The sequence below is a fragment of the Streptomyces sp. NPDC091377 genome (genome assembly GCF_044757045.1).
GTDB lineage: Bacteria > Actinomycetota > Actinomycetes > Streptomycetales > Streptomycetaceae > Streptomyces.
Genome location: NZ_JBIVUE010000003.1, coordinates 156,322 through 171,638 on the forward strand (window position 1 = coordinate 156,322; position 15,317 = coordinate 171,638).

Annotated in this window: 11 protein-coding genes; 2 read left to right on the forward strand and 9 right to left on the reverse strand. The window is 73.1% G+C overall.

What is annotated here, in order from left to right; translation table 11 throughout:
* Positions 1–67: 67 nt before the first annotated feature.
* A complete protein-coding gene (locus ACIQNG_RS08440; protein ID WP_401483306.1) occupies positions 68–913 on the forward strand; it encodes a helix-turn-helix transcriptional regulator in 846 nt (281 codons plus the stop codon).
* 34 nt (positions 914–947) lie between these two features.
* Here the strand turns inward: ACIQNG_RS08440 and ACIQNG_RS08445 are convergent, their stop codons facing one another.
* The 8 genes from ACIQNG_RS08445 to ACIQNG_RS08480 form a co-directional block, all read right to left on the reverse strand.
* Complete coding sequence (locus tag ACIQNG_RS08445) at positions 948–1,541, reverse strand: TetR/AcrR family transcriptional regulator C-terminal domain-containing protein (protein WP_401483308.1); 594 nt, start codon at positions 1,539–1,541, stop codon at positions 948–950.
* Positions 1,542–1,634: 93 nt separating this feature from the next.
* Entirely contained in the window at positions 1,635–2,450 is an 816-nt protein-coding gene (locus tag ACIQNG_RS08450; protein WP_401483310.1) for an SDR family NAD(P)-dependent oxidoreductase, read from the reverse strand.
* Positions 2,447–2,689 carry a hypothetical protein gene (locus tag ACIQNG_RS08455; RefSeq protein WP_401483312.1) on the reverse strand — a complete coding sequence of 81 codons (243 nt, stop codon included), beginning with the start codon at positions 2,687–2,689 and terminating at the stop codon, positions 2,447–2,449. Before ACIQNG_RS08455 ends, ACIQNG_RS08450 begins: the two co-directional genes overlap by 4 nt.
* Positions 2,686–3,900: an FAD-dependent monooxygenase gene (locus tag ACIQNG_RS08460; protein ID WP_401424357.1), complete on the reverse strand. Its 1,215-nt coding sequence runs from the start codon at positions 3,898–3,900 to the stop codon at positions 2,686–2,688. Before ACIQNG_RS08460 ends, ACIQNG_RS08455 begins: the two co-directional genes overlap by 4 nt.
* A gap of 127 nt (positions 3,901–4,027) precedes the next feature.
* A complete protein-coding gene (locus tag ACIQNG_RS08465; protein WP_401483314.1) occupies positions 4,028–4,726 on the reverse strand; it encodes an alpha/beta fold hydrolase in 699 nt (232 codons plus the stop codon).
* Between the two features lie 122 nt (positions 4,727–4,848).
* Positions 4,849–7,107 (reverse strand): ATP-binding protein, encoded by a 2,259-nt coding sequence (locus tag ACIQNG_RS08470; protein ID WP_401483316.1) that lies wholly within the window; start codon positions 7,105–7,107, stop codon positions 4,849–4,851.
* Positions 7,108–7,194: 87 nt separating this feature from the next.
* Positions 7,195–7,695, reverse strand: coding sequence for a hypothetical protein (locus tag ACIQNG_RS08475; RefSeq protein ID WP_401483318.1), 501 nt, complete (start codon positions 7,693–7,695; stop codon positions 7,195–7,197).
* Between the two features lie 78 nt (positions 7,696–7,773).
* On the reverse strand, positions 7,774–8,670 hold the full coding sequence (locus ACIQNG_RS08480; protein ID WP_401483320.1) for a hypothetical protein: 897 nt from the start codon (positions 8,668–8,670) through the stop codon (positions 7,774–7,776).
* A gap of 431 nt (positions 8,671–9,101) precedes the next feature.
* Here ACIQNG_RS08480 and ACIQNG_RS08485 point away from each other — a divergent pair, with 431 nt between their 5' ends.
* A complete protein-coding gene (locus tag ACIQNG_RS08485; protein ID WP_401483322.1) occupies positions 9,102–12,959 on the forward strand; it encodes a helix-turn-helix domain-containing protein in 3,858 nt (1,285 codons plus the stop codon).
* Positions 12,960–12,987: 28 nt separating this feature from the next.
* Here the strand turns inward: ACIQNG_RS08485 and ACIQNG_RS08490 are convergent, their stop codons facing one another.
* Entirely contained in the window at positions 12,988–15,195 is a 2,208-nt protein-coding gene (locus ACIQNG_RS08490; RefSeq protein WP_401483324.1) for a cytochrome P450, read from the reverse strand.
* Positions 15,196–15,317 lie beyond the last annotated feature (122 nt).

Consider the following 15,317-nt stretch of genomic DNA (forward strand, 5'->3'; position numbering starts at 1 on the left):
CCGGCGGGTGTCCGCCGGGTGTCCGCTCCTCGGCGACAGGCCGGGGAAATCCCTCTAGTGTTGCCGCATGAGCAACGGGACACCCTTGGGTGACTTTCTCAGAGCCCGCCGAGAAGCCCTGAAGCCTCACGATGTCGGTCTGCCCGAGCACGGCAGACGCCGGGTGCCGGGACTGCGCAGAGAGGAAGTCGCGCTGCTCGCCGGAGTCAGCTCCGACTACTACGTCCGACTGGAGCAGGGGCGGGAGAGCAGCCCCTCCCCGCAGGTCCTCGACGCCGTGGCGCAGGCGCTGAGACTGGACGCGGAAGCCACCGCCCATCTCAACCGCCTCTGCCTCACCGCCTCGCAACGCCCGCGCGACCGGGGCGAGAGCGCCGTCAGCCCGCAGTTGGCGCAGCTGATGGACGGATGGGACCACACCCCGGCCTTCGTCGTCGGCGCGGCCCTCGACATCATGGCGGCCAACCCCCTCGCCACAGCCCTCCACAGCGGATTCGAGAAGTTCGACAACCTCGCCCGCATGGTGTTCGCCGACCCCGCCGGGCGCGCGTTCTACCAGGAGTGGGAGCGCGCCGCGCACTCCTGTGTCGCCGAGATCAGAGCCGCCTACGGACACGACCCCGGATCGGCCCGCATCGCCGACGTCGTGGCGACCCTGTCCGCCCGGAGCGAGGAGTTCGCCGCGCTCTGGCGCCGACACGAGGTCAAGGGAAAGTCCCAGGAGGGCAAGCATCTCAGGCACCCCCAGGTCGGGGACCTGCACATCAAGTTCGCGGCTTTCACGGTCAACGGCGCTCCCCACCAGCAACTGGTGGTCTATCAAGCCGAACCGGCCGGCCCGACGGCAGCCGCCTTCGAGAGACTGAGGGCCATGGCCGCCCGCGAGGACGGTCCGGCCTGGAGCGCGCCCTGAGCACCACCGCCGTTCCCGTGCCCCGTTCGCGCGGTCAGTCTCTCGGGGGCAGCAACCGGGACAGTCCGTAGTGGAAGCGGTCGTCGAAGGAGTCCGTGACCATGAGGTGCTCGCCGATCCGGGCGAGGGACGGATAGCCGCCGGAGGCGATGAGCTGGTGGAACGAGCGGCCGGGATCACCGGCCGGGGTCTGCTCCTCCTGGGTCAGACCGAGCGTGAAATAGACGATCGACCAGCACAGCCGGGCCGCGTCCCGCTCGTCGTACCCGGCGTCCAGCAGCGCGCCGACGACGGTGTCGGCGACGCGCAGGGTCTTGCCCGTGCCGGTGAAGGTGCCGGCGACCAGACGCCCGCCGTCGCGGTGGGCGAGCAGGGCGTCCCGATAGCGGGTGGCGACCGCGCGGGCCCGCTCGACGGGCTCGTCCGGCAGATGGGTGACATCGACGGAGCCGATGATGTGGTCGGCCATGGTCTCGATGAGGCTCTGCTTCGTCTTCACGTACGAACTCACCGAGTTGAGATGCGAGCCGAGGGTGCGGGCGACCCCGCGCAGCGTCAGCCTGTCGAGCCCCTCGGCCTCCAGCGTGGTGAACGCCGCCGCGATCACGTCGTCCAGCGTCCAGCGCATCCTCGTGTCCCGTTCCGTTCTGTTCCGTTCCGCACCCCGTCACCCACCGGCGATCCACCGGTCATGCTACAAGCGGGCTGCCGAGGGCCCTGTTCAGGCGCCGAACGCCGCCCGGGACACCGCGTCCCAGCGTTCCCACTCCTCGATACGGGAGGCGTACTCCGCCCGGATCACGTCGAGCGGGCCCTTGCCGAAGAAGATCCGCAGCGGCGGCTCGTCGGCGTCGACCACCGTGAGGATCGCCGCCCGGGTGGCGTCCGGCTCACCGCGCACACCGGCCGGGCGCTGCATGCCGGCGCGGAGGGCGTCGTAGGCGGGCAGGCGTGCGGCCTGGACGGCGGACGGGCCCGCCCAGTCGGTGGCGTAACCGGCGGGTTCCACGAGGGTGACCTTGATGCCGAAGTCCCCGACCTCCTTGGCGAGGCTCGCGGTGAATCCCTCCAGGCCGAACTTGGAGGCGTGGTAGACGCCGAGGCCCGGCAGGGAGATGACCCCCGCGACCGAGGAGACCTGGACGATGTGCCCGCCGCCCTGGGCGCGCAGGTGCGGCAGCGCGGCCTGGGTGACCCACAGCGGGCCGAGCAGGTTCACCTCGATCTGCGCCCGGGCCTCCTCCTCGCCGACCTCCTCGACCATGCCGAACAGGCCGTAGCCGGCGTTGTTGACCACGACGTCGAGACGGCCGAAGCGGTCGACGGCCCGACGCACCGCGGCATCGACGGCCGCCCGGTCGGTGACGTCCAACTGGATCGGCAGCAGCCGCTCGCCGTGGGTGTCGACCAGGTCGCCGAACGCGTCGGAGGTCCGGCTCGTCGCGGCGACCCGGTCACCCCGTTCCAGCGCCGCCTGCGTCCACTGCCTGCCGAAGCCCTTGGACGCGCCGGTGATGAACCATGTCTTCGCGGTCATGTCGTGCTCCTGTCTTCCTCGGTGCCGGCCGGTGCCCGCCGACCGTCCTGGGTGAGCGGGGAGTGCGCGGGGACGACGGCCGGCCCGTCGACCTCGATGAGCCCTGCGGGCCGGCCGAGCGCCCGCACGCCGATCTGCCCCGCGACCGCCACGACGCAGCCCGAGCGGACGATCGCGAGAGGGTGGTAGAGATCGCCGACCGGCGGGGCCGGCGCGGGCGGGCCGACATGCTCGATCACGGCCGCGCCCTTTCGTAGGCGGTGTAGTCGGGCAGCGTGAAGCCGTTCGACAGCCGGATCTCGTCGCGCATCAGCAGATCACCGAGCGGCAGCCGCTCCTGGAGCGCCACCACACCGCGCCGGAACGCTATGCCGGCCGAGGTTCGCGGCGTCATCGTCCTGCCGTTGCCCTGCCCGAACCGCTGGACACGGGTGATCCACGGCCGCAGCCGCTCCTCGTACGCCCGCAGTCCGGCGGCGACATCGCCCCGCGCCCTGGCCAGCTCACCGGCCAGCACATACGCCCCGACGAGCGCGATGGTCGTGCCGTGCCCGGACATCGGCGAGGCGCAGAACGCGGCGTCGCCCACGAGCCCGATCCGGCCCGACGACCAGTGCGGCAGGGCCACTTGGCTGCACGCGTCGAAGTAGAAGTCCGGGGTGTCGTCCAACTGGGCGACCAACTCGGCGGTGCGCCAGCGCATCCCGGCGGCGCGTGAGCGCACCACGGTCTTCAGCGCGGCGGTGTCGCGGGGGTCGTAGCGGAACGGGGCGGAGCGGAAGGCGAGGATCGTCATCAGCCGGGTGTTGCCGCTCACGGCGCGGGCGGCGACGGAGCGGCCCGGCTCCGAGTACATCTCCGCCCAGTCGCACAGCCCCAGCGTGTTCCGCGCGGTCCAGAACGACAGGTAGTAGCCGAGGTGGCGCAGCCGCGCGCTGTCCGGGCCGAACGTCAGGCCGCGCACCCCCGAATGCAGTCCGTCGGCCCCTACCACGGCGTCGAACCGGCGCGGCGCGGACTTCTCGAAGGTGACACGCACCCCGTCGCGCCGGTCGTCCAGTGCGCCTATGCGGTCGCCGTAGACGTACTCGACCGAGCCGTCCGTCGCCCCGTGGAGGATCTCCACCAGCGCGCCCCGCAGGATCTCGATCTCGGCGATCGGCCCGTCCCCGCCGAAGCCGTCCGCCCGCACGGACGCCTGCCGCCGCCCTCGCGCGTCCACGAACGACAGCCCGTCAGCGCCTGTCCGGGCGGCACGGACCGTCTCCGCCAGGCCCGACCGGGCGATCACCTCACGGCCGGTGCCGCGGATGTCGATCAGTTGTCCGCCGGTACGCCGCTCCGGCGCGGACTCGACCACCGTGACCCGCGCCCCGTACCGCGTCAGCCAGTACGCGAGCGCCGGGCCCGCGATACCGGCACCGGACACCAGCACCTTGATTCCGGGCACTGTTCCCCACCTCATTCCCCACCGCCGTTTTGGTCACTGACCAAATCTCTGACTCAGTAGAGTTGGTCAGCGACCAAAAGTCAACCGGTGCGGGTCGGGGGCGGTGCGGTGGGCAGGTCCCGCCGCGTTACGCCTGGCCGTTGACTCCCTGGGCGGCCTGGGCGATGACCGCGGCCACGACGGCCGGGCGGGAGACGTACACGGCATGGCTGCCGGGGGTCTCGGAGACGGTGGCCCTGGCCCGCTCGGACATGGCGCGCTGGGCGGCCGGCGGGATCATCCGGTCGTCCGTCGCGACCAGGTACCAGGACGGCTTGGTCCGCCAGGCCGGTTCGGACACGGCACCTTCGAGCGCCGCGACACCCCAGGGGACCTGCGAGTCGGCCATGAACGCCGACAGTTTCGCCGGTACGTCGGCGGCGAACGAGGCCGCGAACCGCTCCCGGTCCAGGAACAGGAACCCGTCCTGGGGCGGCAGGATCGGCGGGACCGGCGCCCCGGGCGGCGGATCGGCGATCAGGGAGCTGACCGACTCGCCCCGGTCCGGCGCGAACGCGGCGATGTAGGCGAGCGCCGCGACGTTGGGGTGAGCGCCCGCCTCGGTGACGACCACCCCACCGTAGGAGTGGCCGACCAGCACGGCCGGACCGTCCAGGGAGTCGAGGACCTGACGGGTGGCGGCGACATCACCGGCCAGCGACAGGGTCGGGTTCTGCACGACGGCGACCGTGAACCCGTCGGCGCTCAGATGGTCGTAGACACCCTGCCAGCCCGATCCGTCCACGAAGCCGCCGTGCACGAGGACGATGTTCCTGAGGGTCGCCATGGTCACTCCCGACCTGGAGGGGCAGCGCCTTGACGGCTGTCCCGGTACCCACCAGTCAAGCCGCAGGAACGCGGCCGGACCACGCAGAACAGCACGCAGAAGTACCCGCCCGCCGGACCGGGTCAGGGGGTGGCCGCCAGGGCGCGGCAGCGGTCGGCCGCCACGGGGTCGCCGATCGCCTCGAAGACCCGCGCCGCCCGCGCGGAGGCGTGGCGGCTCTCCTCGCCCCGGCCCTCGTCGGCCAGCAGGGCGGCCAGGGTCTCCAGTGCGAGCGCCTGCCGGAAGTCGGACATCTGGAGCGTCTCGATGACGTCGATGCCCTCGGTCAGCGCGGCGATCGCCTCCACGCGGCGGCCCAGGCGTTCCAGGCAGTGGCCGACGCGGAGCAGCGCGAGGGGCCTGCTGAGACGCGCGACGCTCGGGGTCATCCCCGACTCCGGATCCTCCAGCACCGCGAGCAGTCCGCGGTAGCGCTCCAGCGCCTCGGCGTGGCGGCCTTCGTCCAGCAGACAGTGGGCGACATGGGCGAGGCACTGGACGCTGGAGTCGATGTCGCCGGTGGTCCGGAATGTCTCCGCCGCCCGGCAGGACGCCGCCACGGCTTCACCGAACCGGCCGAGCAGCCGCAGCGCCGACGCGGTGTACTGCTGTGACCAGGCGATCTGTGCCGTGGCATCGGACCGGGTGGCCAGCTCCAGCGCCTGACCCGCGTACCGCAACACGGCCTCCGGATCACCGGGCGGCAGCGAACGCGCCCAGGCCAGGTAGTTCAGCTGGCTCGCCCGCCGCGGCAGGTCGCCGAGGGCGCGCGCCGCCTCCGCGCCGAGCGTGAACACCTCGTGCCAGTGCGGGTTGTGCGCCCACAGGTCGGAGAACCAGTGCATCGACTCCGCGCAGTCGAGGACGAGGGAGTGCCGGTCCCGGTCCGCCGCCGTCCGCATCGCTCCCAGCCAGCCGTCCATGTTCGCCCGCAGCCACCCTTCGGCCTCTTCCGGCGAGGCCGGGACGGTGAGATCGGGGTCGGGCCGGGCGGGACGGCCGTAGCCGGGTTCGAACCACCGTCCGCACAGGGTGGCCATCCGCAGCAGCCACGAGGTCACCTTCACCGTCAGCGCCTCGCGCCCGTCCGCACCCTCCTCCTCGTGGAGCCGGTCGCGGGCGAAGAGCCGGACCAGGTCGTGGAAGCGGTAGCGGCCCGCGGCGCCGTCGTGCAGCAGACCGAGATCGACAAGGTCGTCCAGGGCCTCCCAGGCGTCCTCGACCGGCACCCCGCCCACCACGGCCGCCGGCGCGGCGTCGAAATCCGGTCCCGGCACCACGGCGAGCCGCCGGAACATCCGCCGCGCGGATGCGGTGAGTTGCTCGTACGACATCCCGAACGCGTTGGCGATCTTCAGATCACCGGCCTTGAACTGATCCAGCCTGCGCTCCTCGTCCGCCAGCCGGGCGGCGAGTTCGGCGGCGCCCCATCCGGGCCTGCTGGCCAGCCGGTTCCCGATGATCCGCAGGGCCAGCGGCAGACCGCCGCACAGTTCGGCGAGCCGGACGAGGGCCGGTTCCCCGTCGGACGCGGAACGCTCACCCAGGATCCCGGCCAGCAGCCGGGTGGACTCCGGCAACGGCAGGGGCCCGAGGACGAGCCTGCGGACCCCTTCCAGCCCGGCCAGCAGCCGACGGGTGGTGATCAGCGCCCGGCCCGCGCCCCCGGCCGGCAGCAGCGGGCGTACCTGGTCCTCCGACGCGGCGTTGTCGAGCACCACCAGGACACGTCTGTCCCTGAGCAGCGACCGGTACAGCGAGCCGCGGCCCTCGATGTCGCCCGGGATCTGCTGGTCCGCGACACCGAGCGCGCGCAGCAGCGACCGCAGGGCCTCGGCGGGCGCCAGGGGCCGCTGGGACATGCCCAGCAGATCGAGGAAGAACACCCCGTCGGGAAAGCTCGGTCGTACCGTATGAGCGGCACGGACGGCGAACGTGGTCTTCCCCAGCCCCGCGGAACCGGTGATGAGTCCCACGACGCCGACCCCCGGTGAACTCTCCGCGTACACCAGTTCACTGACCCAGACGAGTTCCGGGGCGTGGCCGGTGAAGTCGTCCACCGACCGGGGCAGTTCACACAGTCCGGTCGGGCGCGTCCAGTGGTCCCGCAGTCGGCCTTCACGCGCCAGTTCGACGAGCTGGCCGCGGATCTCCCCCTCCAGCGCCAGGGCATCCGCCAGAGCCGTCACACTCCGGTGCTGGGGCCCTTTGCTGCGGCCACGCTCCATGTCCGACAGTGTCCGGGCACTGACGCCCGACACCTCGGCCAACTGCTCCAGCGTCAGCCGTGCCGCACGCCGATGCGCGCGCAGCACCTCCCCGAAACCGGGACGTCCTGTCATGGCACCCCACCCCCACCGGGCACGTTCTACCACCACCGACCCGCGCCGAGGAACCACGTCCCTCGGCGGGCCGTCGGGGGCGGCGGATCAGTCGCTGATGAACGCCGCGCGGTCGCAGGCTCCGGGCGTCACCCAGTGGTGGGAGGAGATCCTGTCGTTCGCGTTCTCTCCCGTGGTGAAGGCGTATCCGCGCAGATCCACCAGGGACACCCCGGGGCCGACGCAGAGGAATCCTCGGCCCCAGGCGTCGGCGCCCCCGGTCGTCCGATAGAACGCGACCACGTCGTTGCCGCCGACGTGGCCGTTGTTGGCGACGGAGGTGGCGTTGTTGTCGTCGCTGCCCCGGAACTGTCCCAGGTTGTTGCCCCAGTTCGCGTCATTGCCGACGTCCGAGCCGAGCCGGGTGCCCGAGCAGTTCGCGTTCCCCCAGGCGTACACCTTGCCGTCGGTGCCGTGGGGGGAGCAGTCGGCCAGAACGCCCACGTCCGCTCCGGGGGTCGCCCGGGCGACGGTGGCGGGCATCGTGAGGCCGAGCGCGGTGAGGCAGACGGCAACCGCCGTGGCGGTGGCTCTGGCTGTTGTACGCATGATGTCTCCTCTTCCGCCCCGCTTGTCCGGGGCGTGATCGTCCGCGGCTCCGTACCGCGGAGGCTTCTGTGGTGGGGGTCAGTCCCGGCCGATGAGGTCCTCGGCGCGGGCCAGGGCCGCCCGCTGGAGCCGGCCGTGCAGGGCCAGTTCCTCGCCGTAGCGCGCCCTCGCCCGTGCGACGTAGACGGGCTTGAGGGCCCGGGCGGTGTCGGCGAGCGCGGAGTCGCGCGCGCAGGTCGCCTCGGCGACCGCCAGACGCACCTCGGTCGCGTACGCCTTCGCCTCGCGCTGTCCTTCGGTCAGGCGGGGCAGGGCCGTACGGACGGCCCGCGGGTCCGCGAAGGAGTGGCCCTTGCCGCGCATACAGGCCGACCAGGCGGTGAGCGCCTCGGTGAACCGCGGGTCCTCGACCAGCGCCGGTACCCAGAGCGGGGTGAGGTTCATGGCGATGCCGTTGGCACGGAACCATGCGGCGCGGTCGCCGTAGAGTTCCTGTTGCGCCGTGGCACGGCAGCCGCCGCGCGGAGTGACGAGCGTGCCGCCGGTGGGCAGTTCCGCGGTCAGGGCCCCGTCCGCCGGGTCGCCGGCCAGGGTGGCCGAGTAGCGCGCCCGATCCCGGGCGGAGAGGGACTCCCTGTATGTGGCGTTGGGGCCGCGCTGCCGGCGGGCGAGGAGCCCGCGTTGGACGCGGCTGCCGTAGCCCTGCGCGCGGGCCCGGGCGATGTCGTCGAGGACGAAGTCGGTGCCGTGTTCCTCCGCGTCGCCGGCCGGAGGCTCCGGCCAGTAGCGGAAACCGTGCCCGGTCATGCACGTCTGGACGAGTTGTTCCTCGGCCCGTTCGATCCGGTCCTGTTGGGTGGCTGTCAGCTCCGGGGCCGAGGCCGCGGGGTCCGTGGTGGCCGGGACGGTGCACGCGGTCAGCGCGCACAGGGCGATGACTGCTCCCGTGCCGAGCGCGGTGACGGTGCGTCGCATGGTGATGTTCCCCCGTTCCCTCAGCGGCCCTCCCCGTGGTCCACTCCATGGCCCCGGGCTGCCGTGACCTCAGCTTTCGCCGTCGGCCCGTTGTATGGCAGGCCCCTTTCACCACTTCGGACAATCCCGTGCGGCGGCCAGGGTGCGTGCCGTGCCGCTCGCGCCGCCTGGTCCGCCCCGGCTCCGCTGCGTAGCGTGCGACGCGTCGCGCCGATGGGGGAGTCATGGGGTGTCGTGAACAGCCGCTCGATCCCGCGCAGGGGTCGATCGCGCGTTTCGCGATCGAGTTGCGGAAGTTGGGTCAGGGTGCTGGGGCCTCGGCTACTGGGCGATGGTGGTGATGGCCCGTTGTTCGATGGCGCTCTCGCGCAGGGGGCGGCGGGCGACGGACGTAGCGTGTGGCGCGGTGTCGTCGTGCTGATGGGGGAGTCATGGGGCGTCGTGAACAGCCGCTCGATCCCGCGCAGGGGCCGATCGCGCGTTTTGCAATCGAGTTGCGGAAGTTGCGTCAGGGTGCCGGGGGCCTCACCTACCGGGCGATGGCGGCGAAGGCCCACTACTCGACGGCGACCCTCGCCCAGGCGGCGGCCGGAGACCGACTGCCGTCCCTGGCCGTCGCCCTGGCCTACGCGCAAGCCTGCGGCGGCGACCCCACCCGATGGGAGCGCCGATGGCACGAGGCCGCACGGGCGGCGGCCGAGGACGCCAGGGCCGCCGACACCGACGTGGAGCCGCCCTACCTGGGGCTGGCGCGCTTCGGCACCGACGACACCGACCGCTTCTTCGGCCGGGATCGGCTCGCCGGCCGGCTCATGGAGCTGATCCGGCGCGACCACCTGGTGGTCGTGGCCGGACCCTCCGGAAGCGGCAAGTCCTCCTTGCTGCGCGCCGGGTTGATCGCCCGCCTCCAGCAGGCCGAGCCACCACGGACGCGGCCCGCGGCGATCCGGATCCTCACCCCGGGACCGACCCCCGTACGCACCCACGCCGACGTCCTCGACCCACGGACCGCCCCCGCCGGCACACTGATCGTGGTGGACCAGCTGGAAGAGGTCTTCACTCTCTGCGCCGACCCGGACGACCGCACCCGGTTCCTCGACCTGCTGTGCGCCGCCGCCCGGCCCGAGCACCGCCTACGGGTCGTCCTCGCCGTCCGCGGCGACTTCTACGGCCATCTCTCGCAGCACCGCCCGCTCGCCGAGGCCGCCGAGCGCGCCACGCTGCTGGTCGCCCCCATGAGCCGGGACGAGTTGCGCGAAGCCATCGTCAAGCCCGCCGCTCTCGGCGGTCTCGTCGTGGAACGCAGCCTCACCGCCCGGGTCATCCACGACGTCACCGACGCGCCGGGCGGCCTGCCCCTGATGTCCCACGCCCTGCTGGAGACCTGGCGGCGGCGCAAGGGCCGGGTCCTGGCCGAGGCGGCCTACGACGCCGCCGGCGGCATCCACGGCGCGATCGCCCGTACCGCGGAAGACCTCTACGCGCGCCTCTCCCCGGACCAGGCCGAGACGGCCCGGAGGATCCTGCTCCGCCTGGTCGTCCCCGGCCAGGGGAGCCAGGACACCCGCTGCCCGGCCGACCGCGCCGACATCACCGCACTGGGCCCCGGCCCCGCCGCCGACGCGGACCTCGTCCTCGAACGCCTCGCCCACGCCCGTCTGGTCACCCTCGACCACGACACCGTCGACCTCTCCCACGAGGCCGTCCTCGCGGCGTGGCCGCGGCTGCGCGCCTGGATCGACCAGGACCGCGACCGGCTCCGCGTCCAGCGCCACCTCACCGAGGCCGCCCGCGCCTGGCAGGCACTCGGCCGTGACCCCGGCGCCCTCTACCGGGGACTGCGCCTGTCCACCGCCGAACAGCATCTGACCCCCGCCGGCCGGCGCGGCGACCTGACCTCACTGGAGTGGCAGTTCCTCACGGCCGGCCTCGACGCCCGCCACCGTGAGCACCGCCACCGCCGGGTCCGCACCGCCGCTCTGGCCACCCTTCTCGTCCTCGGCCTGCTCGCCGGCCTCATCGCCTGGCAGCAGAACCAGTCCGGTGAGCGCCGCCGGGTCGAGGCCGAGGCCCGCCGCCTCGTCGGCGTCGCCGACAGCCTCCGCCTGTCCGACCCGCGGACCGCCATGCGCCTCAGCCTCGCCGCCTGGCGGGCCGCCGACCTCCCGGAGACCCGCTCGGCACTGCTGGCCGCCACGGCCCAGCCGGAAGAGGACGTCTTCACCGACCCGGACGGTGCCACCGGCACCATGCGGCATCTCAGCGCCGACGGCCGCACCCTCGTCAGCGTCGGCGCCGACCAGGTGACCCGCTGGGACGTCACCACCCGGCGGCGCGTCGATGTGCGCCCCGGGCTCGGCGAGGACCTGGGCACGGCCGGCTTCCCCCGGGCGGACTCCGGATGGCTGCCCGTGTTCACGGAGAAGGGGATCGCCCTGCGTGACCTCGCCACCGGCCGGCCGACGGGGAAACCGCTCACCTCGCCCTACGGCGGTGTCGAGACGGGGCCGAGCGGTCGCACCCTGCTCGTCTACCGCTACGACGCCACCGGGGCCCGGATCCAGCTGTGGCACGCGCAGCGCCGAGAGGTACTCCTCGACACCCACCAGTCCCGGGACCCCGATCTTCCCGCCGACAGCGGGGACGGGATGTCCTGGGTCGGGGTCATGGCTCTGAGACACCAGTTGGAGGCGGAACACCGCGGATTTCCCGTCTCCCCCGACGCCGTCCTCAGCGCGGACGACCGTCTGCTCGCCCTGTGCCTGCCCGGCAGACGGCTTCAGTTGTGGGACGTCGAGAAGGGCCGCCGGCTGCCCGCACCGTGGCTGCCGAACGCCACCGTCCAGCAATGTGCCCAGGAGCAGGTCAGGTTCAGCCCGGACGGCGAGTACGTCGGGCTGATCACCGAGACGGGCTACCGCACCTGGCACCTCGCCTCCGGCCGGGAACTCCCGCCCATCACCCACAAGGGGCTGGTGATCGCGGAACCCGGCGACGGCGGCACCTTCGTGGTGGCGTCCGACGGCCGGGAGATCCTCCTGTGGCGACCGAGCGACTCACCGTTCCCCGCGTTCCGGTACCGACTCTCCGGTGAGACCGTCCGAGATCTCCGGCTGGACACCGCCACGGGCACACTCCGCTACCTTGGGGGGCCGGAGAGTTCCTGGGGGTCGAGGGTCCGCACCCTCGCCCTGGGCAGGGCCGCCTCCCCGCGCTGGGAGCAGAGTCAGCTTCTGGCCGCCGAGTTCAGCGGGGACGGGAAGCGACTGGCCCTCGCCCACCAGGATCCGGACGGGAAGGAGGTCCGCTTCCGTCTCCTCGACGGACGTACCGGCGCACTCCTGGCGGAGCCACCGCCCGTACCGTGCGCGACCAGCGGGGAAACAGGGGCGGTCACGTACTGCGACGCCGCCCTGGCCTTCGACTCCACCGCCAGGACACTCGCCCACAGTGTGACCGCGGCCGATCCGACCAGCCCCGTCGGCGGCGGGAGCGCGGATCCGGCCCCCTCCGGACGGGTGACGCTCTACGACCTCCGGAGCCGGAGGGTCCGTACCGTCCTCGACGGCCCCTCCTTCAGCGGACGGCCTTGGGGCGATCTGGCCTTCACCTCGGGCGACCGTGCCCTCGTGCTCGCCGGCCATCCCAGCGCGCCCGCCCCGCACACCCGGATCTGGGACCTGCGGCGCGGCAGGACCACCACCACGCTCGCGGGGGCGGCGGGCACCATGGCGCTGTCTCCCGACGGCGATCCGCTGGCCCTGGACGACGGTTCGGCGCACCGGTTGCCGTCCGGCACCCGGCTGCCGCACACCCGAAGTCCCGGCCGGGCGACGGCGCTGGCGTTCAGTCCCGACGGGACGTACCTGGCCGTCGGCGAGGGATCCGGCCGGGTCGTGCTGTGGGACGGCGCGCTCCGGCGGCGGCTCGGGGAACTCGCCGCCCCCGAAACCACCACCTACCAGTACGTCTCCGCTCTGGCCTTCTCGGCGGACGGCCGGATGCTGGCCGTGGCCGGTGACGAGGGCACCCTCCAGCTCTGGGAGACCTCCTCGCACCGGCGGACGGGCGGACCGCTGCCGACCGCCGGCGACACCATCAAGGCGCTGGCGTTCACCCCCGACCACGGCACGCTCCACACGGTGGGCGATCACTCACCGCCGTACGCCTACGACATCGCACCGCGGTCCGCCGCCCGGGCCGTGTGCGGCAGGGTGGGCAAGGGGCTCTCCCGCGAGGAGTGGAGCGAGCACCTGCCCGACCTCCCGTACCGGCGGAGCTGCCCCTGAGCCGGCTGCGGTGTCCCGGTGGACGGGCTCAGAGATCCAGGACGAGTCGGTCGCCCCGGCAGCGTCCGACGCAGATCATCATGGTGCGTCCGGCGAGGCGTTCCTCTTCGCCGAGCACCGAATCCCGGTGCTCGGGCGTCCCGGCGAGGACCCGGGTCTCGCAGGCGCCGCAGTAGCCCTTCTCACAGTCGTAGGACAGACCGCTCACGGCGTCGCGCAGGACCTCGATGAGGCGGCGGTCGGCCGGGACGGTCAACGTGGCCCCGGTACGGGCCAGTCGGACCTCGAAGCTCCGGTTCTCCGAGGCGTCGAAGGCCGTTTCGAGGTCGTCGCCCGCCGTGAAGCGCTCCAGATGCAGCCGGTCGGAGAGACCGAGGCGGGCGCACTCGCGCTCGACGGCCGCCAGCATCGGCGCCGGGCCGCAGGCGAAGACGGCGGTGTCCGGGGCCAGGGCGCCCAGCAGCCGGGGGAGGTCCGGGAGGCCGGCCTCGTCCTGCGGGAGCAGGGTGAGCGCGGCACCGGCCACGGCGGACAACTCGTCGGCGAACGCCATCGTGGAGCGGGTGCGTCCGCCGTAGACGACGGTGAAGGGTGTGCCCTGTCCGGCGGCCTCGCGGACCATGGCGAGGATCGGGGTGATGCCGATGCCCCCGGCGAGGAACAGATAGGACGGCGCCTCGGTGAGCGGGAAGTGGTTGCGCGGCCCGCGCACCGCGAACGTGGCCCCGGGGCCCGCGAGTTCATGGAGTTCGACCGAGCCGCCCCGGCCCAGGGGCTCGCGCAGGACCCCGATGCGCCAGGTGGTGGCGTCGGCGGGGTCGCCGCACAGGGAGTACTGACGCAGTCGGCCCGAGGGCAGGCGCAGTTCGATGTGGGCGCCGGGGCGCCATACGGGGAGTTCACCGCCGTCCGGCAGGGCCAGGTCGACGGCGACGACGTTCTCGGCCGCGGTGCGCACCGCGGTCACCCGCAGCGCGGTGGGTGTGGTCAGTGCGCGGACCGGGCCCGTCGTCGCGGTCGCCCGGGGGCCGGGGGTGAAGACCGCGGGGACCGCGTCCCAGCCGGACTGGTTGCCGCGGGTCGGGTAGGGGACGAGCCCCTCCTCGATCACCCGGTAGTCGGGCAGCCGGGTCAGGACCTGGGCCGTCATCGCGCGGAACATGGCCCGGGCGAGATGGGCGCCGGCGCACCGGTGCGAGCCGATGCCGAAGCTGAGGTGCCGACTGGCGTCGCGGTCGAGCCGTATCCGCTCGGGGTCGGGGAACACGGCCGGGTCGTGGTTGGCGGCGACCCAGGGGATCAGCACCCGGTCACCCGCGCGCATCGGGCAGCCGCCGACCTCGACGTCCCCGGTGACCGTGCGCGCCATCGACTGGGACGGGGCGAACGCGCGGAGGAATTCCTCGGTCGCGCCGTCCAGCAGGTCGGGGGAGTCGATCAGCCGCCGGCGCTGCTCGGGGTGGCGCGCGAGGTGGACGAGTGTCGATCCGGTCAGGGAAGTGGTGGTGTCGACGCCGCCCGCGATGAGCAGACCGACCACCGACACCAGTTCGTCGTCGCCGAACGCGCTGCCGTCGGCCCGCCGCCCGGCCACCAGCGCGCTGACCGCGTCGGCCCGGGGCGCGCGGCGGCGCTCGGCGACCAGGTCGCGGATCCGCTGGTCCATGGAGGAAAGTCCGGCGGCCCCGCGCAGGGCGCGTTCGCTGCCGGCGGGTGCGGCGAAGATGTCATGGATCGGGCCGGCCAGCTTCGCCCAGTCCTCCTCGGGGAAACCCAGCCAGTCCAGGGTGACCGCGGCGGGCAGCGGGTTGGTGAGGTCGCGGACGAGGTCGCAGGAGCCCAGCTCGATGAAGTCGTCCACCACGCGGGCGGCGTGCCGCTCGATCATGGGCACCAGGTGGGCCACCGCGTCCGGGGTCAGCAGCGGGTTGATCAGCGCGCGGTACTCGGTCGCGCGCGGCGGGTCCAGCTCGATCGGGTACTGCTCCAGCCCCGGACCCTTGGGGATGACGATGCCGACCCCCGTCCCGCCGTGCTCGCTGCGGGCCGAGGAGAACAGCGCGTCGTCGCGGGCGATCCGGGCCACATCGGCGTGACGCGTCGTGTAGTGGAAGCCTCCGTGGGCGGTCGAGCGGCCCACGGGGCAGCGCTCACGGAAGGCGGCGTAGTAGGCGACCGGATCGGCGTTGGCCGCGTCGGAGTGGTGGTCGAATTCGAGGTCGAAGTCGGCGGACATGGTGGCACGCTCCACGTGCTCGGAACAGTGCGCGGTGTTGTCCGGCCGCGCCACCGGATGTCAGCAGCCTCATCGGTGTCGGTCACCCTAAGCCGTGCCGATGAGCCTGACAACGTCTCGTG